This window comes from Paraburkholderia sp. J67, assembly GCF_905220265.1.
GTDB lineage: Bacteria > Pseudomonadota > Gammaproteobacteria > Burkholderiales > Burkholderiaceae > Paraburkholderia.
Window position 1 is genome coordinate 23,355 of record NZ_CAJMZK010000043.1, and the last position, 20,506, is coordinate 43,860.

Genomic DNA, 20,506 nt, shown 5'->3' on the forward strand with positions numbered 1-20,506 from the left:
GGGTTTTTGTTTTTTGCGCTTCCCGGACGCACCGGCGCGCTTCGTACAGACGAAAAAAAGCCCGCCAATGGTAGGCGGGCTGAATCCATATCAGAGGAGACATGGAGGAGACAAAGCGGAGTATATCGAACTACTTGGTGCGTCGCAACATGTAAAGTAGTGAGCACCCTTGTTGTTGCATAATAACAACAATATCTCGATCAGGATTTCCCTGATTGGTCTCAGGAAACCTGGGGGCGCCCGCCCGAATGCGCCAGAACGCTAAGGCGACACCATCGAAAGAATGAAGGTCAGCTGATCGAGCCCCACCGGACGCACCAGGTGCACGTCGAACCCGGCGGCCAGCGCTTCGTCGCGGTGCTGCGATTCGCCCCATCCGCCCAGCGCAATCAACAACGGTGAGCGCGTGCCGCACGCCGCGCGCAGACGTTGCACGAGCGCGACGAAATCGCCGTCTGGCGCGAGCCCCAGCGCAATCACGAGCACGTCCGGTACGAAGCGCGCGGCGGCTTCGGCCGCATCGTCGAGTGTGCTCGCCACGGCGGTCGCATAGCCCAGGTCGGCCAGCAACGTGCCGAGCCCACTAAGCGATTTCTCGTCATGATCGGCGATCAGGATGCGCGTCTCCATCCGCCGTCTCCCCTCTGCTGATGTGCGATGGTTTCACCCGGTGCCGCTTGCTTGCGGCGAGGTGAGGTGCGGCGTGCGCGTGAAGCGCCGCCTCGTGGTGTCGAGATTGTCCACGCTCGCGCGGCTGACCTGCGTGCGTCAGCGAGCGGTCGTCTGAAGATTTTGACCGGGGCGCGCACACATAAGTCCCGCGTTCGCACCCCGAATCGAAGTCAAGTCTCGCCGAGCCCGCAGCGCCGCTCAACCACGGCCCGCGCGACGCGCCGCGACCTTGCCGAGCACGGCGAAATCGCGCTCGCCGTCGCCGTGCGCGATGGCCTCGAGCAGGCTGTCGCGCACCACGCTGCCAACCGGCAGCGGCGTCGACACCGCCTCGGCCGCAGCCAGCGCGAGGCGCACGTCTTTCAGGCCAAGGCGAGCCTTGAAGAGCGCGGGCTCGTAGCGGTCTTCCGCAATCATGCCGCCATAGCCGGCATAGACCGGGCCCGGGAAAATGCCGCTCGTGATGACGTCGAGAAAATCGCGCATCGCGACGCCGTGGCCGCCGAGCAGCGCCGCCGCCTCGCCAAGCGTCTCGACCGCCGACGCCAGCATGAAATTGGCCGCGAGCTTCATCACGTTGGCCTGCGGCGCCAGTGCGCCGATCCGCCAGGTCTTCTGGCCGATGGCGTCGAACAGCGGCTGCACACGGTCGATGGCTTCCGCCGCGCCCGCCGCGACGATCGTGAGCTTCGCCGCCGCCGCGACGTCAGGCCGCCCCAGCACGGGTGCCGCGACGTAGTGCAGGCCGCGCTCGGCGTGCTCGCGCGCGAGGGTTTCGGCCAGCGCCACCGAGATCGTCGCCATGTTCACGTGCACGAGGCCACGCGGCGCGTGCTCGAGCAGCGCGGCGTCGATCACCGTGCGCAGCGCCGTATCGTCGGCGAGCATGGACAGCACGGCGTCACCCGCAAAGGCCTCGGCGACGGTATCGACCACGCGCGCGCCCGCGGCGGCCAGCGCCTGTGCCTTCTCCGGCGTACGGTTCCAGACGCGCACCGAGTGCCCCGCCTTGAGCAGATTGGCAACCATCGCGCCGCCCATTTCACCCAAGCCGATAAAACCGATATCCATCACATGCTCCAGAAAGTAAGAACGTGCAGTAAAGCACAGCGCGACGACATCTGCAGCCGCGCCCCGTCACAACCACGGTGCGATACTGGCTGTTATGGTCACCGCCACTTTCCGCTTCTACGAAGAGCTGAACGACTTTATCGCGCGGCCGCTGCGCCGGCGCGCGTTCAGTTGCCCGTGCGCGGCGAACGCCACGACCAAGCATATGATCGAGGCACTTGGCGTGCCGCATACCGAAGTCGAGCTGATTCTCGTGAACGGCGAATCGGTGGATTTCGAACACGTACTCGCGGAAGGCGACCGCGTCGCCGTTTATCCGAAGTTTGAGGCGCTCGACATCCGGCCCCTGTTACGCGTGCGCACGAGTCCGCTGCGTGAGCTGCGCTTCATCGCCGACGCGCATCTGGGTGGCCTCGCGCAACTACTGCGGCTCGCGGGCTTCGACACGCTCTACGACAACCATTTCGCCGACGACGCCATCGAAGCGCTCGCCGCCGCCGAGCACCGCGTCGTCCTCACGCGCGATCGCGAACTGCTCAAGCGGCGCAGCATCACGCACGGCTGCTACGTGCGCGCGCTCAAGCCACGCGCCCAACTCGACGAGTTGTTCGAGCGGCTCGACCTGGCTGCGAGCGTGCGCCCGTTCCGGCTTTGCCTCACCTGCAACGCGCCGCTGCGGCGCATCGCGCGCGCGGAGGTGGAAACCCGCGTGCCAGAAGGCGTATTCGAAAGGCATACGCGTTTCGTCACCTGCGATATCTGCGCGCGGGTTTTCTGGGAAGGTTCGCACTGGCGCCGCATGCGTGCGCTAATCGACGACGTGACGGGTCTGCCCGCCTCACCGCCCGCGCAAGATGCCGACGCCGCGCTCTGACCCCGCTTGCCGCGATGGACGCGCGCGGGCGTTTGCGTACAATGCGCGCCACTGCCTAACACCGGAGCCGAATCCATGGCCATGAAGAAGTTCGACCTTGAGAAAAACAAGGCATTGAAGCTGATGCAATCGACGCACAAAGCCGGCCCCGACCGTTTCGGCAAAGGCGCGGCTGAAGTGCCCGACCGTCGCGAGCAACGCAAGCTCGACCAGGCTGCGGGCCTCGTGCCGTTCGCCTGCAAGCTCAACGCGGATCTGGTCGCACAGCTCAAGACCCGCGCGGAAAGCCACCCGGAAGGCCTGACCGGCCTGTTGACCGAGCTGCTGGTAGCAGGCCTCGCGAAAGACGCGTCCTGAATCGGGTCCAGACGCGCCTCCTGAAACAGGAGACGAAAAAAAGCCAGAGCGAATCACTTCGCTCTGGCTTTTTCTTTTGCGCCTGCCCGTGCGGGCAGCTACGCCGGGACGCTTAGTTCTGCGTGCCCTTGTCGTTCGTGCCGGCTGCCGATGCGGCGTCCGAAACGGGCGCGCGCTTGCCGTGGTGCTTGAGCTTCTTGTGCGACTTCTTGGCCTTGGCCGGTGCGCTGGCTGCCGGTGCGGTCGCGGCCGCGCCCGATGCGTCCTGAGCCAGAGCCTGAACCGAAATCAGAGCGACGGATGCTGCGATAAGCGAGGCGAGAATCTTGTTCATCTGTTGTTCCCCAAACCTGACAAATATGACCGGCACGTTGTGAATTGAATACGCGAGAAGTCGCGAAAGGTCCGCTTGCCGATCTCGGCGGCCGTTTCGCGCGAAGCAGTATTACGCAGCGTAGGCGCTTTGTCATCCGCAAATGGACGGGTGTATTTTCCGGGAGACAAGCGGCTTTCAATTCGGATACGATCGGCAATTCGCACGGTTGTTCGTCCCGCAGATCACGGCTTTTAGCCGGATTTCGCCCGACCTGTCGCCCGATCACGCAATCCCGCATTACCCCGATTACCGTCTTCAGCCTTGCCTTGAAACCGACTTCCCGCCAACACCTGCGCGCCAATCTGCTGATGCTGCTGGCCGCCATGATCTGGGGCTCCGCGTTCGTCGCCCAGCGCCTGAGCCTCGACGCCATCGGCCCGTTCCTCTTCACCGGCCTGCGCTTTCTGCTGGGCGCGGCCATCGTGTCGCTGTTCGTGCTCGCGACACGACGGGGACCGCGCAGCGGCGCGCAAGCGGCCAACTCGCGCGGCTTCGATACCGCCCTGATTCGCGACGGCGTAATTCTCGGTCTCGTGCTGTCCGTGGCGATCTCGCTTCAGCAGGTCGGCCTGCGCTACACGAAGATCGCCAACGCGGGCTTCATCAGCTCGCTCTATGTGGTCATCGTGCCGATACTCGGCGTGCTGCTGCGCCACCGCACCGGCCCGGGCACCTGGATCGGCGCCGCGCTGGCTGCGGCGGGCCTCTATCTTCTGAGCATCAACGAGCATTTTTCGATCATGTACGGCGACTGGTATCAGCTCGGCTGCGCGCTCGTGATCTCGATCCAGGTGATGCTCGTCGGCCACTACGCGCCGCGCCATGACCCGCTCGCACTCTCGATCGTGCAGTTCATCGCCTGTGGCGTGGCATGCCTTGCCATCGCTATCGGCTTCGAACCGCTGCGCCTGACCGATATCGAGCGCGCCGCGCCCGCCATCCTCTACGGCGGCGCGCTGTCGGTGGGCGTCGGCTATACGATCCAGGTGGTTGCGCAGCGCGATGCGGCGCCCGCGCACGCCGCCGTCATCTTCAGCATGGAAGGCGTGTTCGCCGCGATCGCGGGCTGGGCGGCGCTTGGCGAGACGCTGTCCGCGCGCGCGCTCGTGGGCTGCGCGCTGATGCTCGCGGGCCTGCTCGCCTGTCAGTTGCTGCCGGCCTCGCGCAGCCGCGTCGATGAAGCTGCGCTTGCCGCCAGACAAACCGCGGACTCGGCCTGATTTTCCTGCCTGGCCGATGAAGCGAATTTGAAATCGCGCCGCCCGAGGGCGGCGCTTTTTTTTGCCATGCGATAGCGAGAAGGCGTGCCTGTCGCGGTCTCGCGAAGTTATCCACGCCACCCTCTGAATAAGCTGGGGAATACCCTGCTAACGATCTGTGGATCAGTTCTTGATAACTGCAAGCTCGACACCGAAGAGAAGAAAGTTATCCTCGAAGCCCAATCTGGATACAGGAATTGTCCGCATGGCTGTCCTGATCGCAGCGGCTTGATGTCAATGAGAAATACCGTGTTATCCACAGCTAACGTGCACGCTTGTTAACTACTATTACGTTTACATATATATATTCGTAAACCGATTGAATAACACACGCCTATCGCGCTGCCGGGTCTACTTTGACGAGTCAGCGCGCTCACGCGCGAGAATCGAATCGACGAAGCGAGGCACGCCAAGCAACGCGCGTCGTGCTACCGAGCGGCGGACCTCCGCGCGCCGCCCCGAAAAGAGCACCGTCTCGCTCGCGGATACCACCGCTCCCCTATTCTCATAAGCCCACGCGAAACAATGCGCGACGGGCACGCTGCTCTCCTCCGCCGACGTCAGCCACCCAATGCTCGCAAGCGCCACGTTCGCGTGCCCGCTGCGTTGCGCGATGAGCCCTTCGACCAATGCGCGGGCGATCGGCTCACTAACGCCCACATCGGCTTGAATCACGCTCGACGCGCCTGGCCAGCCTGCCAACGCGCGGGGTACGGGTGCAACGACGCTGATATCAAGGCAGGCGGCCGCGCCCGGCAAATCGATGAGCGCAGCCGTCATGGCGCCCGCTGTGCAGGTTTCGATGCTCGCGAGCACGAGCCCACGCGACTTCAGATAGCCGACGATCTGTTTTGAAATATTCATGGTGCACAAGGCGTAAAAAAGGGCGTGCGGCGATCAAGCCTGCACGCCCTGGGAGCGCTTCGAATACGCCGTTATCAGCCGCCCGCCATCATCTTCCCAATCGCGGGCTCGAGCTTGCGCAGGCCGACTGTCGCCGGTTCCTGCTCGACCACGCCGAAGAACTCCGTGCGGCACGGCGCGGGATCGACCAGTACGTTGCGCGCGTGGCGGCCATAGCGCGCGGGCGGCAGCAGACGCTCGGGCGGAATCACCTCGAACGAGGTGCCGATAGCGATGAAAATATCGTCATCGCTCATGGCCTGCTGGATCCGCCAAAGGGTCTCGTATTCGGGGGCCGCTTCGTTGAAGAAAACGACGCCTGGCTTCACGCTTTCCACCTGTCCGCACGAAGGACAAGCGGCATTGGCATCCATCCCGGCACTGCTGGTCGGAAAGCGGTAATCGCAGTCGGTGCACAGCAGCGAGATCATGTCGCCGTGCAGATGCGTGACCTGACGCGCCCCCGCTTGCTCCAGCATCCCGTCGATGTTCTGCGTAATCAGGTGCACACGCTCCGTCCCCCACGTGTTCTGCCAGTGAGCAAGCAGCCGGTGTGCGTCGTTTGGACGTGCTCCGGAACACTCCGCGATGCGCTGGTTGTAGAAGCGGAACACCGCGGGCCGGTTGCGGCGCCACGTGTGGTAATTGCAGACCTCGTCGATGCTCGCGTGTGTCCAGACGCCATCGCCGGTACGGAACGTCGAGATGCCACTTTCTGCAGACAATCCTGCGCCTGAGAAAACGTAGAGGCGCGGGAGTCGCGGTGAGGACGGTCGCTGTTGTTCGGTTAGTTGCATAAATGCCGCCTTGAGGTGCTTGCTGAGCGTGATTCGATCGGCGCCATTATGACGCCGCGCTCCGGCTTGCGGCAGGCGCTCCCAAACGCAAGCCTCCCGACAGCACGGCTTACACCCGGTTACAGCCGCATGCGGGCCGTATCACTCTGGAACGATTCCACTCCCTACGATCCCGTCATCAAGAAAGACGAGGGATCAACATGAAACGTGCACTGCAATTTTCGATACTGTCGGCTGCGGGCCTGGCCTGCTTCATGGCGGCAGGCGTTGCCTCCGCTCATACGGACCTGAGCGTCATGCTGGGCGTGCCCGCGCCCGTCTATGCCGCGCCGCCGCCCGTGGTCTATCAGGAGGCGCCGGTAGCCTACGCGGCACCGGCCTATGGCTACGCCGACGGTTATGCCTACGGCTACCGCGACGAAGGCGATGACGACGATCGCCACTGGCACGATCACGGCCGTCATCGTGGCTGGGAAAAGCATCATCACCACGACGACGACGATTGATCGGCGGCCTCTGAGCCCGCTTGCTGCAACGGCGAGATCTGGAGGCGCTTGGACGGGCTCTCAGCCTTTCCGGTGCACGACGATGAAGATCGCCATCAAGCGGCCCAGCGCGCTCGTAAACGCGTCCTGACGCCCTTCGAAAGCAGCGAGCCACGCAGACAAACAAAAAGGCGCCGGATTTTCATCCGGCGCCTTCGCGCTTTTGCGCAATCTTCAAACAGCGTTACTCAACCGTCACCGACTTCGCCAGATTGCGCGGCTTGTCCACATCGGTGCCCAGCGCGCACGCGGTGTGATACGCGAGCAGTTGCAGCGGCACGACGTGCAGGATCGGCGAGAGCAGCCCGTAGTGCTCCGGCATGCGGATCACGTGGATGCCCTCTTCGCTCGTGATGTGCGTATCGGCATCGGCGAACACATAAAGCTGGCCGCCGCGCGCACGCACTTCCTGCATGTTCGACTTGAGCTTTTCCAGCAGCGCATCGTTAGGCGCGACCGTGACCACCGGCATCGCTTCCGTCACCAGCGCGAGCGGGCCGTGCTTGAGCTCGCCTGCCGGGTACGCTTCCGCGTGGATGTACGAGATTTCCTTGAGCTTGAGCGCGCCTTCGAGCGCGATCGGGTAATGCAGCCCACGGCCGAGGAACAGCGCGTTTTCCTTGCGCGCGAACTCTTCCGACCACGCGATGATCTGCGGCTCCAGCGCCAGCACGCCGTTGAGCGCCGCCGGCAGGTGACGCAGCAGCTTCAGATACTCGGCTTCCTGCTCCGTGCTCACATGACCGCGCAGCTTGCCGAGCGTCACCGCCAGGATGAACAGGCCCACGAGCTGCGTCGTGAACGCCTTGGTCGACGCCACGCCGATTTCGCGGCCCGCGTGCGTGAGGAAGTGGAGTTCGGTGAGGCGAACCATCGCGCTCGTCGCCACGTTGCACACGGCGAGCGTATGTTCCATACCGAGCGACTGTGCATGCTTGAGCGCGGCGAGCGTGTCGGCCGTTTCGCCCGACTGCGAAATCGTTACGACCAGCGAACGCGGATTCGGCACCGATTCGCGGTAGCGATACTCGCTGGCGATTTCCACATCGGTGCGGATCTTCGCCACCGATTCCAGCCAGTACTTGGCCGTGAGGCCCGCGTAGTAGCTCGTGCCGCACGCGAGGATCAGGATGCTGTCGATGCCCTTGAAGACTTCGCCGGCGTTCTCGCCGAACAGCACCGGATCGAACGCTTCGTCGAGCGCCGGAATCGTGTCGGAGATCGCGCGCGGCTGCTCGAAGATTTCCTTCTGCATGTAGTGGCGATACGGGCCGAGATCGACCGCGTCGCCATAGCCGCCGTAGGCCTGCACGTCGCGCGATTCGCGCGTCACGATGTTGCCCGCGCGGTCAGCGATACGCACGCCGTCGAGCGAGATCTCGCAGACATCGCCCTCTTCCAGGTAGCTCACGCGGTTCGCGCTGCCCGCGATGGCCAGCGCATCCGAAGCGATGAAGTTCTCGCCTTCGCCATAGCCCACCACGAGGGGCGAGCCCGCGCGCGCGCCCACCACCACATGCGGCTGGTCCTTGTGCACCACGCCAATCGCGTAAGCGCCCGCCAGTTGCAGCACGGCCTCGCGCACAGCGGCGAACAGGTCGCCCTTGTAGAGGCTGTGGATCAGGTGCGCGATGACTTCGGTGTCGGTCTGCGAGACGAACTCGTAGCCCTTCGCGCGCAGCATTTCGCGCAGCGCTTCGTAGTTCTCGATGATGCCGTTGTGCACGATCGCCAGTGCGTCGCGCGAGAAGATCGGGTGCGCGTTGTTGACGGTCGGCGCGCCGTGCGTGGCCCAGCGCGTGTGCGCGATGCCGGTTACGCCTTCGAAATGCGCCTCGCGCACCTGTTCGTCGAGTTCGGCCACGCGCGAGACGCTGCGCACGCGCTGCGGGCCCGCCGCCGTGACGGTGGCCACGCCGCACGAGTCGTAGCCGCGGTATTCGAGCCGACGCAGCCCTTCGATAAGAACGGGGACGATATTACGAAGCGCTACTGCGCCGACGATGCCGCACATGGAGTTCGATCCTTTGCAATGAGAGGCGGGGCGGCAGCCGGGATGTTTGCCCGCGCCGCCCGAAGTGTCCTGCCGTTCAGTTTTTCTTTTTCACCGGCCGAACGTAGCCGGTTTTCTCGATCTGGGTCTTTTCGTTGAGGACGAGCGCGCCTTCGGCCACGTCCTTCCAGACCGTCGTGCCCGCTGCGATCGTCACGCCACGGCCCACGCGCACGGGCGCGACCAGTTGCGTATCGGAGCCGACGAACACCTGGTCCTCGATCACGGTGCGGTGCTTGTTCGCACCGTCGTAATTGCAGGTGATGGTGCCCGCGCCGATGTTCACGCCCGCGCCCACATCGGCGTCGCCCACGTAGCTCAGGTGGTTCGCTTTCGAACCCAGACCGATGTTGGCGTTCTTCACTTCGACGAAATTGCCCACGTGGACTTCGTCGGCGAGCTGCGCGCCCGGGCGCAGACGCGCATACGGACCCAGCACCGCGTTCGCGCCCACCTTCGCGCTCTCGATATGCGTGTAGGCGTCCACGCGCGTGCCCGCGCCGATCTCGGCGTCGCGGATCACGCAGTTCGGGCCGATGCGCACGTTGTCGCCAATCGTGACCTTGCCCTCGAACACGCAGTTCACGTCGATGAACACATCGCGCCCGCAGCTGATCGAGCCGCGCAGGTCGAAGCGCGCCGGATCGGCGAGCGTGACGCCCGCGACCAGCAGGTCTTCAGCGGCGTTGCGCTGATAGACGCGCTCCAGTTCCGCGAGCTGCTGCTTGCTGTTCACGCCGAGCGTTTCCCATTCCGCGTCGGGCTGCGCCGTGACGACCGGATGGCCCGCGGCGATGGCCGCTTCCACGACATCGGTGAGGTAATACTCGCCCTGGGCGTTGTCGTTGCCGAGCGCCGCGAGCCAGCCCGCGAGCGGCGCGGTGGGCGTGACGACGATGCCGGTGTTGATCTCGTCGATCAGGCGTTCGTCGTCGCTTGCGTCCTTCTGCTCGACGATGCGCACGACCGAGCCGGTCGCGCCGCGCACGATGCGGCCGTAACCGGTGGGGTTCTCGAGCGTCACCGTGAGGATGCCGTAGGCGTTTGCGCCCGCGGCGTCAGTCAGGCGCTTGAGCGTGGAAGCCCGCGTGAGCGGCACGTCGCCGTAAAGCACGAGCGTGGGCACGCTCGGGTCGAGCAGCGGCAGCGCCTGCGCGAGCGCATGGCCGGTGCCGAGCTGCTGCTCCTGCACGGCGAACTGCACATCGGGCGCGGCCACGGCTGCGCGCACGGCCTCGCCGCCATGACCGATCACGACCACGAGACGCGAAGGCGCGAGCGAGCGTGCGGTATGGATGACGTGCGAGAGAAGCGGCTGACCCGCCAGGGGATGGAGCACTTTCGGCAGCGCGGAGTGCATGCGTTTGCCCATGCCTGCCGCGAGGATCACGATGTTCATTGCATCGGTGACTTGAGAGAGAATGAAGCGATCGATTCTAGCATGTGGGCTATCGCCAAAACGGCCTGCCAGTCGGCGCTCGCAGCCGATTAGAACACTCTTTTACACACTTCTTTCAGACGTAAAAAAGGCGGCCAAACAGGCCGCCTGGGGTCCGATTCTTTTTACCCGCTGTGACGATCAGAGTTCGTCGAACGGACGGAACTGGATCGTCGCGCCTTCGGCGGGCGTGGACGTTTCGGTCGAGCACGGATCTTCGTCGAAGGCGATGTCGCCGTTCGGATCGGCTTCGCCCGTCGTGTGCAGTCCCTTGAAGTCGAACAGCGACGCATCCATCAGATGCGAAGGCACGACCTTGCCGAGCGCATTGAACATGTTCTCGACGCGGCCAGGGAAACGCTTGTCCCATTCGCGGATCAACGCTTTCATTTCCGCGCGCTTGAGGTTTGGCTGGCTACCGCACAGGTTGCACGGAATGATCGGGAATTCGCGCAGCTCGGCGTACTTCTCCAGATCGGTTTCCTTCACGTAGGCGAGCGGGCGGATCACGATGTTCTTGCCGTCGTCCGACTGCAGCTTGGGCGGCATGCCCTTCAACTTGCCGCCGTAGAACATGTTCAGCAGCAGTGTTTGCAGGATGTCGTCGCGATGATGGCCGAGCGCGATCTTGGTCGCGCCCAGTTCCCCCGCCACGCGATACAGAATGCCGCGACGCAGGCGCGAGCACAGCGAGCAGGTCGTCTTGCCCTCGGGCACGAGGCGCTTGACGATGCTGTAGGTGTCCTGGTTCTCGATGTGATACGGCACGCCGATCTTGTCGAGATACGCGGGCAGAATGTGCTCCGGGAAGCCCGGCTGCTTCTGGTCGAGATTCACGGCGACGATCTCGAAATCGATCGGCGCGCGTTCGCGCAGACGCATCAGGATGTCGAGCATCGCGTAGCTGTCCTTGCCGCCGGACAGGCACACCATCACCTTGTCGCCGTCCTCGATCATGTTGTAGTCGCCGATCGCCTGGCCGACCTGACGCACGATGCGCTTGAACAGCTTGTTGTTCTCGTAGGCGTCTTTCTGCTCGCGGCGCGTGAGCGCGGGGCGGCCAGCGTCCTGGTTCGCTTCAGGCGCTTGCTGGGCGCTGGCTTGATCCTGATCCACCGGCAACGTTTCGGGTGCGTTCATGGCTCAGTCCTCCTTGATGCGAAAGACTTCGACGCCCACCGCGTCACAGTCCGCGTAGACATCGGGCTTTTCGGTCGACACGCGCACGGCGCGCACCAGTTCGTGCGAAAGCAGCGCGTTGGCGAGATCGTCGACCAGCGTTTCCTGCAAATGGATGTGACCCTGCCCGATGCGGGCCGCGACGGTCGCGCGCATATAGTCGTAGTCGACGACTTCGCGCAGCTTGTCCTCGCGCGGCGTGGTCGAAGCGAGCGGCACGTACAGATCGACGTTGATCACGACGCGCTGTTCGCCGCGTTTTTCGAAGTCATGCACGCCGATGTTGATGTGCACTTCGTAGTTGCGCAGGAAAAGCCGGCGGCAGTCGGCGAGCCGGGGATGCAGGAGTACGGCGGACATGTTCGTTCCAGTCGATAAAAGCGTGCGTGTATTGGGGCACGTCTCGCGGGCGCGGGCGCCCGGCGGGTATTGCGGTTGATCTTGCTAGGCGCACGGGCCGCAGGGCTGCGCACGCGCTTCGCGCGGGTTCGGGCCGGCGCAATCCATCCGGCACGGCGATTTCGGTGGAATCGCCCTACCCGGTGATGCATAGGACCGGTCTGGCCGGCCGCCCCGCCCCTGCCGGCCCAGCCGCACGTGTAACGTGCGCTCGGGTAGGGGCAGCGGTAAATTCATTTAGTTGCGTTTCTGGGTGAGGTGGGTCAGCACTCACCAACACTCACGGTCAACACAACGGACGATCGAAGATCGTCTCAAGGATTGGCTGCGTGGCCCGCGCCATCCGTCAAAAACATCACGTCGCGCGGCAACGGCACCAGATGCTGGCCGCCATCGACAACGAGCGTCGTACCCGTCACGCCCGCGGCCTGCGCGAGATACAGCGCGGCTTCGACGAGGTCGGAGGGACGCGACGCGCGCTTGAGCGGCGTGACCTTGTGCGCGGCGGCAAAGCCATCCGGCGTCTGGTCGCCCGACTGCAGCGTGAGGCCCGGCGCGAGTCCCACCACGCGTAGCTTCGGCGCGAGCGCCTGGGCCAATGCCACGGTCGCATTTTGCAGCGCGGCCTTGGTCAGCGTGTAGGACAGGTAATCCGGATTCATGTTGTACAGCTTCTGATCCAGCACGTTGATGACGCAGGGGCGCAGTGTTTCGTCGTCTTCGGCGGCTTCGGGCGTCGCCGCCCAGAGCGTGCGCGCCAGCACCAGCGGCGCACCCACGTTGATCGCCATCAGGTGGCCAAGCCGCGCATAGCCGACGTCGCGCGCCGTGTCTTCCTCGAAACGCGAGGCATTGTTCACTACGCACGCGGGCAGGCCCAGCGCCGCCGTGCAGTCGGGCACGAGGCGCGCCACCTGCGCTTCGTTTGCCAGATCGGCATGCAGCGCGATCGCCCGGCGACCCAGTGCGCGGATTTCAGCGACCACTTCTTCGGCCTCGTCGGCCGATTCGCCGTAATGCACCGCCACGTCCCAGCCGCGCGCCGCGAATCCCAGCGACAACGCCCGGCCGATACGGCGCGCGCCGCCCGTCACCAGCACCACGCGGGCCGACTGCCTGACAGGGTCAGATACACAATCACCCGCCTGCGTGGTCTCGCGATCAGGTGCGCCGATGCCGGAAGATACGCTCATTTACAATGCCGGGATGAATCCGAAAGCTCACGAACCCGCTAGTTTACCTGTTCCCGAGCCGATCGCGCTCGCGCAGTCCGAGGCGCTCGCCGCAACCCTGCGTGCGGAGATCGCCGCAGCGGGCGGCTGGCTGCCGTTCGACCGCTATATGGAGCGTGCGCTCTACGCGCCGGGCCTTGGCTACTACAGCGGCGGTTCGCGCAAGTTCGGCCTGCTGTCCGACGACGGCAGCGACTTCGTGACCGCGCCCGAGATGTCGCCGCTTTTCGCTGCCACGCTCGCGCGCGCCGTGGGCGAAGCGCTTGCAGCCAGCGGCACGCAGGCGCTGATGGAGTTCGGCGCGGGCACCGGGCGGCTCGCGGCAGGCGTGATGCTCGCGCTCGAAGCGCTGGGCGTGCCGTTCGATTCGTATGCGATCGTCGATCTGTCAGGCGAGTTGCGCGCTCGCCAACGCGACACGATCGCCCAGCGGGCGCCCCATCTGCTCTCACGCGTGCAGTGGCTCGACGTGCTCCCCGAGCGCTTCGAAGGCGTGGTGATCGGCAACGAAGTGCTCGACGCCATGCCGGTGCGTCTGTTTGCGCGCAAGGACGCCGTGTGGCACGAGCGCGGCGTGGCCGTGAATGCCGAGGGCGCGTTCACGTTCGCGGATCGTCCCGCGATGAGCGGGCGCGACGCGGACTGGGCGCAAAGCACGCCTGGCAGCCTGCTGGCCACCATCGAGGGCAGCGACGACTACGTGACGGAAACGCACGAAGCGGCGCTCGCCTTCACGCGCACGGTCTGCGCGATGCTCGCACGCGGCGCGGCGTTCTTCATCGACTACGGTTTTCCGGAAAGCGAGTACTACCACCCGCAACGCGCGCAGGGCACGCTGATGTGCCACTACCGCCATCGCGCGCATGGCGATCCGTTCCTCTATCCGGGCTTGCAGGACATCACGGCGCACGTCGAATTCACGGGCATCGCCCAGGCGGGCGTCGAGAGCGGCGCGGACTTGCTCGGCTACACCTCGCAGGCGCGCTTTCTGATGAACGCCGGCATCACCGAGGTGCTCGGCGAAATCGATCCGCGCGACGTCGCGCGCTTCATGCCCGCGGCGAACGCGGTGCAGAAGCTCGTCTCCGAAGCGGAGATGGGCGAACTCTTCAAGGTAATCGCGTTCTCGCGCGGTATCGATTCGACCATCGCCGCTTTTGCGCGCGGCGACCGCAGCCACACGCTCTAACCGGGACGCGCGACCATGATCCGCTGGTTCCTGACCACCTTTATCGCCGTGGCGATCCTGTCGGGGGCGCAGCCGTGGTTGCGCAAGCTCGGCATCGGCCGGTTGCCGGGCGACGTCACGCTGCGTCTCTTCGGCCGCGAGTATCCGCTGCCGTTCATGTCGACGCTCGTGCTGTCGATGGCGCTCTCATTGCTCGTGCGCGCGCTCTGAATCCAGCACACAAAGATCAAACGGCGCATGCGATCGCTCGCATGCGCCGTTTTTACATCGCGACAAAGCGCGTTTAATTCGCGGCAGTCAGCGCCGCCTCCACCGTTTCCACCCGCGCGCGGTGCACCGCTTCCTTGATCTTCTCCGCGACGTTCTTATCGACGCTCGCCTCGGTCACCGAGCGTGCGATCGCGCCCGCGTCCACTGCGCGTGCCGCCGTCAACGCGATGCGTAGCCGCTCGGCTTGCGGATAGGGGGCGTTCTCCCAGTTCAGGCGTCCGCGCAGATCGGCTTCGCAGGCCTGCAGCGCTTCGGCGAAACGCGCGGGCTTGCGCAGCGCGTCGCTGCGCTCGAGCATGCGCACGAGCGCCGCTGCGCCCATGTCCATCACGCGATGCACGTTGCCATGCTCGCGCGCGACCAGCAGCGCGAGATCGCGGCACTCGTTGGGCACGCGCAGCCGGTCGCATAGCGGCTTGAGCAGATCGACGCTGCGCCCTTCATGGCCGATGTGGCGCGGCAGTATGTCCTCGGGCGTGGTCGCCTTGCCCAGGTCGTGGGTGAGGGCCGCGAAGCGCACCGGCAGCGTGTAGCCCTGCGCCGCCGCATGGTCGATCACCATCATCACGTGGATGCCGGTATCGACTTCCGGATGGTAATCGGCACGCTGCGGCACGCCGAACAGGCTATCGACTTCGGGCATCACGCGCGCGAGCGCGCCGCACTCGCGCAGCACCTCGAACATGCGCGAAGGCTTCGCTTCCATGAGCCCGCGCGAGACCTCCTGCCAGACGCGCTCAGGCACCAGCGCATCGACTTCGCCCGAGGCCACCATCGAGCGCATGAGCGCCATCGTTTCCGGCGCGATGGTGAAATCGGCGAAACGCGCGGCGAAGCGCGCCACGCGCATGATACGCACCGGATCTTCGAGAAACGCATCGCTCACGTGACGGAACACGCGCGCCTGCAAATCGTTCGCACCGCCAAACGGATCGACCACCGGGCCGGTCAACACGCCGCCGGGCTGCACCTCGCGCGCCATCGCATTGATGGTCAGGTCGCGGCGCGCGAGATCCTCTTCTAGCGTCACATCGGGTGCATAGAAAAACTGGAAGCCGTGATAGCCCGCGGCGGTCTTGCGTTCGGTGCGCGCGAGCGCGTACTCCTCCTGGGTCTGCGGATGCAGAAAGACCGGGAAGTCCTTGCCCACCGGACGATAACCCTGCGCGGCCATCTGCTCGGGCGTCGCGCCGACGACCACGTAATCGCGGTCGCGCACCGGCAGGCCGAGCATCTCGTCGCGGATCGCGCCGCCTACGACATAGATCTTCATGCTGCGGAATCGTCGATTTCGTCGTGGCCGATGCGCGTCTTTTCCTTGCGCGCATCCTCGATCCACGCGGCCACGGCAGGCAGCGCCGTCACGCGCGCGGCGTACGCGGCGGCCTTCGGCGAAAGCGGCGGCGCATAGCTGTTGAAACGCATCACGACCGGCGCGTACATCGCATCGGCAATGCTGAACTCGCCGAACAGGAACGGGCCGCCGCTGACGTCGAGGCAGGCGTTCCACAGCGCGTCGATGCGCGCGATGTCGGCGAGCGCGCCGGGAGTCGCGCCCGCGCCCGGCTTCGAGGTGCGGATCGCCATCGGCATGCGCGTGCGCAGCTCGGCGAAGCCCGAGTGCATTTCGGCGCTCACGCTGCGCGCCTGCGCACGCGCATTGGCGTCGCGCGGCCACATGGCATGTTGCGGGAAGCGCTCGGCCAGCGTCTCGGCGATGGCGAGCGAATCCCACACCGCCGCGCCGTCGTCGCTGACGAGGCACGGCACCTTGCCCGAGGCCGAAAACGCCAGGATCGCGTCCTTCGTGCCCGCTTGATCGAGTTCGATCAGCACTTCCTCGAAGGGGATGCCGAAATGCTTCAGCAGCACCCAGGGGCGCATCGACCACGACGAATAATTCTTGTCTCCAATGACGAGCTTCATGATGAGCGTTGGATCGTTGAGGGTTGGTATTGAATGCAAAGGCACGGCTGGCCATGAAGGTGGGCATGCGCCCGCCTTCTGGTCCGCTGTGGCAGCGACGCCAGTCTGAAGCCTAACGCCCTGCACTCGCGCGGAAGATGTTCAGACGCGAGCGCAGCGAGGCGTCGGCGAGATAGAGCGGTGCGATCGTCTCGATGCTCGCGGGCTCGACACCCAGCTCCGGCGCGAGCGGCCCGGTCAGCACGCTGTCGACTTTCATCGAATCGAGATTGTCGCGCGTGAGCACCGGCTCACCGGGCGCCAGCTCGAACGAAAAGGCCTGCAAACGCGCGAACACATTGGGCAGTCGCACGATGCGCGCGTGCCGGCCCACGACATCGCCGCAATACTGCACCAGCTGTTCGAGCGTATAGACCGTCGGGCCACCGAGTTCGTAAGTGTGCCCGCTTGCGGCGTCGAGATCGAGCACATTGACGATCGCCTTCGACACGTCGCCCACATACACGGGCTGGAACTTCGCATCCGGCATGCCCAGCGGAATCATCGGAAAAAGCTTTTGCAGCACGGCGAAGCGGTTGAGAAAGTTGTCTTCCGGGCCGAACACCACAGAGGGTCGCAGGATCGTGGTGGCGAGCGCTGTGGCCGCATGCACGGCTTTTTCGCCATCGCCCTTCGAGCGCAGATACATGCTCGGCCCGCGCGGGTCGGCGCACAGCGAACTCAGATGGATGAGGCGATGCACGCCCTTGCCTTCGCAGGCGGCGACGATTTTGGTGGGGAGTTCGACGTGCAGTTTCGCGAAGCCCGCGCCATACGGGTCGCCGTGGCCGCCGTGCAGCGTGCCGATCAGGTTGATGACGGCGTCGGTGCCTTCCACGAAACTGGCGAGCGCGACCGGGTCGGTCACGTCGGTTTCGATCACGTCGATGGGAAGCAGGGTGAGGTGGCTGGCCGAGGCGCGCCGCCGGGTGGCGACGCGGACATCCTTGCCGGCCTCCACGAGCGCGTTGACGAGATGGCTGCCGATGAATCCCGAACCGCCGATGACCGCGATGGCTTGATGTCTCATCTCCGACCTCCTCGTGCACAGGACGGCGCCGTGCAAGGAGGTCCGTCGGCTCGGGCGATGCGCTCCGCGAGTTTCACGGAGCGCGCCGCCTTGGCGCTGACTGCGGCTTACGGCGTGATGTAGCCGAGACGCGCCTTGAGCGACTGCGGACGGCCTTCGAACAGTGCCGCGTAGTAGACCGTGTTCGACAACACGTTTTTGACGTAGTCGCGGGTTTCCTGGAACGGAATGGTTTCCGCGAAGACGGCGCCTTCGACGCCGCGCTGCAAGGTGGAGCGCCACGCGCGCGGGCGGCCCGGCCCGGCGTTGTAACCCGCCGTGGCGAGCACGGCCGAACCATCGAACTGATTGTAGATCATCGACAAATAGTTCGTTCCGAGCAGGATGTTGGTGTCCAGATCGTTGAGCTGATCGCGCGACAGCGGGCCGAGACCAATCTTCTTCGCCACCATCTGGGCCGTGGCCGGCATGATCTGCATGAGGCCGCTCGCGCCCACGCCCGACTTCGCATTGAGGATGAAACGCGATTCCTGGCGAATCAGACCATAGGCCCATTCGACGTCGAGGCCGTTGGTCTGCGCGTCGCGCTCCACCACGTCGCGGAACGGCGCGATGTAGCGCAGCGAGAAGTCGTGTTCGCTCACCGTGCGGTCGGCCGTGTTGACGGTGCGGTCGAGCAACTGGATGCGCTTCGCGTACTCGGCCGAGGCCAGCAGCTGACGGTCGCTCATGCCGCGCAACGGCCAGTTCCACTCGCGATTGCCTTCGAGGCGCAGATTGAGCGCGAAGAAACGCTGCGCGAGCGCGAAGCCCGGCGTCTGCCCAGCCTGGGTGATTTCGGCGTCGCTCACCGAGGTCTTCGGCGGAATCGTGATCTTCTGGCCGAGTTCTTCGGTGGCCAGCTGGCCATAGAAGTTATAGCCCTGCGCGATCGACGAGAACTCCTGGTTCGCCTGCCCCGTTTCGCCCGCCTGCTTGAGCGCGCGCGCGTGCCAGTAGACCCACGTGGGCTGCGCGCGCAGCGCCGCGGGCATCTGCTCGGTCGACCAGCGCACCATCGTCCAGTCGCCGCCGAGCAGCGCCGCGCGCGTGCGCCATTCGTAAGCCGGATTCGACAGCGGCGCATTGGCCGAAAGGCGATACCAGTCGAGCGCGCCCGGCATGCGCTTCATGGCCGCCTGATAGCCGATCGTGCCCCAGCCGATCGCGCGCTCCGACGAGGTAAGTGAAGACGCGACCGCCGCATAGGTGGCAGCCGTCATGGCCGGATCGTTGCGCGCCATCACCGTGACGGCGAGCAGCGCGAGCTGATGCGATTGATCGTCCGCGCCAACGCCACGCGCGAGCGTGAGCGGCGGCGTGCTGACCGCCTGGCTGAACGCCGTGGGATCGGGACGCTGAGCGAGCCCGTCGAGCAGCTTCGCGCCGGTCGAGGTCTGGTTCTGTTCATAAGCGAGACGAATCTGCTGCCAGACGTCGTTGCTCGTGAACTGGTTCTTGATGGCGAGCGCCGTGATCAGGTCGACGCAGCCGTCGCCGTAATAACGCGGCTCGACGAGCAGCGCGCGCGCATCGTCGGCGACGTTCTCGCCGCGCGCCGCGCGCGACTCCAGCGCGTAGCACTTCACCTGCGTGTCGTCGTTGAGGACGAAGCGCGGATACTGCCGGTCGAAATTCGCCCAGTCGTGACGCGCACCCAGCACGAGCAGATAGTCGTTGCGCAGACGGTCGGCGATGGCCTCGCCGTCGTGACGTTGCAGGAACGACAGCACGGGCGCGTCGGGCGCGTCCACACGTGCGTGACCCTGCGAATCGAACAGTTGCGGCTTGAGCTGGAAATATTCGAGATACGACGGCGCCGGGTAATCCGGAATCATCGCAGCGAGTTGCGCGGCGCGCGCCGGATCGTTATTGCGCGCGGCTTCGCGAAGCTGGATGAAAGTCTGGTCGTCGGGCGTGGGCGTGGCACCCACAGGCAGTGCGACGGGCCGCACGGCATCGGCCGTGCTGCACGCGACGAGTGCCGCGGCGGTCAGTGCTAGACCGACCACGCGATATACTCGGACAAGGCGTTTTGACATCGTTATTTCTGGAGCGCGAGGTGAACCCAAGGATAGCACGCAACCCTTTGGCGGAAGGCAAAAAGGCGTGGCGTTCAAGGCTGCGCGAGCCCCGTCTGGCGGCCTCCTCTAGCGCGCCGATCAATGCCGCGCTGACGGCTCATCTCGATGCGCTCGTCACGCGGCTCGCGCCGCTTTCAATCGGCTTTTACTGGCCCTTGCCGGGCGAGTTCGATGCGCGTGAATGGATTGCCACGTGGCTCGCCGCCGATACGTCGCGACACGCCGCTTTACCCGTTATCGCAGAACGTCACACACCCTTGCAATTCCATTTCTGGACCCCGGGCGCGCCGATGCGCGAAGGCCATCACGGCATCCCCGAACCGGCCGCGCAAAACGTCGCGTTGCCCGATCTGCTGCTGGTGCCGTGCGTGGGTTTCGATCGCGAGGGTTACCGGCTCGGTTATGGCGGCGGCTATTACGACCGCACGCTCGCCGCGTGGCCCGGCGACACGCCGCCGCGCACCGTGGGCATTGCGTACGAGGCCTGCCGTATCGACGATGGCGTGCCCGAGCGCGAAGCGCACGACCTGCCGCTCGACGCCGTGGTCACCGAAGCCGGTGCGCATCTCACGGGTGTGCCGCAAGCCGCTCAACTCACCGGGCGAGGGCTCGGCTAGCGATCTCGTTGAGCGCGCCCCATGCCCTAAGGGCGCGCCTTCCATGAGCGTCGCGATTCGCGCAGGCATCAACGTCCCCCGTCTGCGCCCGCCACGAACGTCTGGGCGAAAATTGTCGATAATTTGTCGAGAACGTAACTTGACCCCATCTGGCTGC

21 protein-coding genes are annotated in these 20,506 nt (G+C 65.2%); 7 read left to right on the forward strand and 14 right to left on the reverse strand.

The genetic code is table 11. The features are described from left to right. Positions 1–261: 261 nt before the first annotated feature. Together U5782_RS39385 and U5782_RS39390 are read right to left on the reverse strand one after the other, a co-directional pair. Positions 262–630 carry a response regulator gene (locus U5782_RS39385; protein ID WP_322049269.1) on the reverse strand — a complete coding sequence of 123 codons (369 nt, stop codon included), beginning with the start codon at positions 628–630 and terminating at the stop codon, positions 262–264. Between the two features lie 240 nt (positions 631–870). Further along, positions 871–1,743, reverse strand: a complete 873-nt coding sequence (locus U5782_RS39390) for an NAD(P)-dependent oxidoreductase (RefSeq protein WP_322049270.1) — start codon at positions 1,741–1,743, stop codon at positions 871–873. 94 nt (positions 1,744–1,837) lie between these two features. Here U5782_RS39390 and U5782_RS39395 point away from each other — a divergent pair, with 94 nt between their 5' ends. After that, positions 1,838–2,617, forward strand: a complete 780-nt coding sequence (locus tag U5782_RS39395; protein ID WP_322049271.1) for a Mut7-C RNAse domain-containing protein — start codon at positions 1,838–1,840, stop codon at positions 2,615–2,617. 75 nt (positions 2,618–2,692) lie between these two features. Continuing rightward, entirely contained in the window at positions 2,693–2,974 is a 282-nt protein-coding gene (locus U5782_RS39400; RefSeq protein ID WP_322049272.1) for a hypothetical protein, read from the forward strand. A gap of 112 nt (positions 2,975–3,086) precedes the next feature. On the opposite strand, the gene U5782_RS39405 is transcribed toward U5782_RS39400, so the two are convergent. Next, on the reverse strand, positions 3,087–3,308 hold the full coding sequence (locus tag U5782_RS39405) for a hypothetical protein (protein WP_322049273.1): 222 nt from the start codon (positions 3,306–3,308) through the stop codon (positions 3,087–3,089). A 308-nt stretch (positions 3,309–3,616) separates the two neighbouring features. Here U5782_RS39405 and U5782_RS39410 point away from each other — a divergent pair, with 308 nt between their 5' ends. Further along, positions 3,617–4,570: a DMT family transporter gene (locus U5782_RS39410; RefSeq protein WP_322049274.1), complete on the forward strand. Its 954-nt coding sequence runs from the start codon at positions 3,617–3,619 to the stop codon at positions 4,568–4,570. Positions 4,571–4,960: 390 nt separating this feature from the next. On the opposite strand, the gene U5782_RS39415 is transcribed toward U5782_RS39410, so the two are convergent. Then, on the reverse strand, positions 4,961–5,473 hold the full coding sequence (locus U5782_RS39415) for a CinA family protein (protein WP_322049275.1): 513 nt from the start codon (positions 5,471–5,473) through the stop codon (positions 4,961–4,963). Between the two features lie 74 nt (positions 5,474–5,547). Beyond that, on the reverse strand, positions 5,548–6,237 hold the full coding sequence (locus U5782_RS39420) for an SIR2 family NAD-dependent protein deacylase (protein ID WP_322049276.1): 690 nt from the start codon (positions 6,235–6,237) through the stop codon (positions 5,548–5,550). Between the two features lie 272 nt (positions 6,238–6,509). On the opposite strand from U5782_RS39420, the gene U5782_RS39425 reads away from it, so the two are divergent. Beyond that, the gene (locus tag U5782_RS39425) at positions 6,510–6,815 is read left to right on the forward strand and encodes a hypothetical protein (RefSeq protein WP_322049277.1); all 306 of its coding nucleotides are present in this window, start codon (positions 6,510–6,512) and stop codon (positions 6,813–6,815) included. Between the two features lie 223 nt (positions 6,816–7,038). Here the strand turns inward: U5782_RS39425 and glmS are convergent, their stop codons facing one another. The 5 genes from glmS to U5782_RS39450 form a co-directional block, all read right to left on the reverse strand. Then, entirely contained in the window at positions 7,039–8,868 is a 1,830-nt protein-coding gene (gene glmS / locus U5782_RS39430; RefSeq protein ID WP_322049278.1) for a glutamine--fructose-6-phosphate transaminase (isomerizing), read from the reverse strand. 76 nt (positions 8,869–8,944) lie between these two features. After that, positions 8,945–10,306, reverse strand: coding sequence for a bifunctional UDP-N-acetylglucosamine diphosphorylase/glucosamine-1-phosphate N-acetyltransferase GlmU (gene glmU / locus U5782_RS39435; protein WP_322049279.1), 1,362 nt, complete (start codon positions 10,304–10,306; stop codon positions 8,945–8,947). Between the two features lie 180 nt (positions 10,307–10,486). Then, a complete protein-coding gene (gene ttcA, locus U5782_RS39440) occupies positions 10,487–11,485 on the reverse strand; it encodes a tRNA 2-thiocytidine(32) synthetase TtcA (protein ID WP_322049280.1) in 999 nt (332 codons plus the stop codon). Positions 11,486–11,488: 3 nt separating this feature from the next. Continuing rightward, a complete protein-coding gene (locus U5782_RS39445) occupies positions 11,489–11,884 on the reverse strand; it encodes a dihydroneopterin aldolase (RefSeq protein ID WP_322049281.1) in 396 nt (131 codons plus the stop codon). A 353-nt stretch (positions 11,885–12,237) separates the two neighbouring features. Beyond that, positions 12,238–13,116, reverse strand: coding sequence for an SDR family oxidoreductase (locus U5782_RS39450; RefSeq protein ID WP_322049282.1), 879 nt, complete (start codon positions 13,114–13,116; stop codon positions 12,238–12,240). Between U5782_RS39450 and U5782_RS39455 the strand changes: the two genes are divergently transcribed. Together U5782_RS39455 and U5782_RS39460 are read left to right on the forward strand one after the other, a co-directional pair. Continuing rightward, positions 13,097–14,344: a class I SAM-dependent methyltransferase gene (locus U5782_RS39455; RefSeq protein ID WP_415914492.1), complete on the forward strand. Its 1,248-nt coding sequence runs from the start codon at positions 13,097–13,099 to the stop codon at positions 14,342–14,344. The genes U5782_RS39450 and U5782_RS39455 overlap by 20 nt on opposite strands. 15 nt (positions 14,345–14,359) lie before the next feature. Then, complete coding sequence (locus tag U5782_RS39460; protein ID WP_322049284.1) at positions 14,360–14,554, forward strand: DUF2905 domain-containing protein; 195 nt, start codon at positions 14,360–14,362, stop codon at positions 14,552–14,554. 73 nt (positions 14,555–14,627) lie between these two features. On the opposite strand, the gene U5782_RS39465 is transcribed toward U5782_RS39460, so the two are convergent. From U5782_RS39465 to U5782_RS39480, 4 genes are all read right to left on the reverse strand, one after another. Next, a complete protein-coding gene (locus tag U5782_RS39465; RefSeq protein WP_322049285.1) occupies positions 14,628–15,887 on the reverse strand; it encodes a multifunctional CCA addition/repair protein in 1,260 nt (419 codons plus the stop codon). Next, positions 15,884–16,540, reverse strand: a complete 657-nt coding sequence (locus tag U5782_RS39470) for a glutathione S-transferase family protein (protein ID WP_322049286.1) — start codon at positions 16,538–16,540, stop codon at positions 15,884–15,886. Before U5782_RS39470 ends, U5782_RS39465 begins: the two co-directional genes overlap by 4 nt. A gap of 112 nt (positions 16,541–16,652) precedes the next feature. Then, positions 16,653–17,609 (reverse strand): complex I NDUFA9 subunit family protein, encoded by a 957-nt coding sequence (locus U5782_RS39475; protein ID WP_322049287.1) that lies wholly within the window; start codon positions 17,607–17,609, stop codon positions 16,653–16,655. Between the two features lie 107 nt (positions 17,610–17,716). Then, a complete protein-coding gene (locus U5782_RS39480; RefSeq protein ID WP_322049288.1) occupies positions 17,717–19,690 on the reverse strand; it encodes a lytic transglycosylase domain-containing protein in 1,974 nt (657 codons plus the stop codon). 20 nt (positions 19,691–19,710) lie between these two features. On the opposite strand from U5782_RS39480, the gene U5782_RS39485 reads away from it, so the two are divergent. After that, a complete protein-coding gene (locus U5782_RS39485; RefSeq protein ID WP_415914493.1) occupies positions 19,711–20,349 on the forward strand; it encodes a 5-formyltetrahydrofolate cyclo-ligase in 639 nt (212 codons plus the stop codon). Positions 20,350–20,506: the final 157 nt, after the last annotated feature.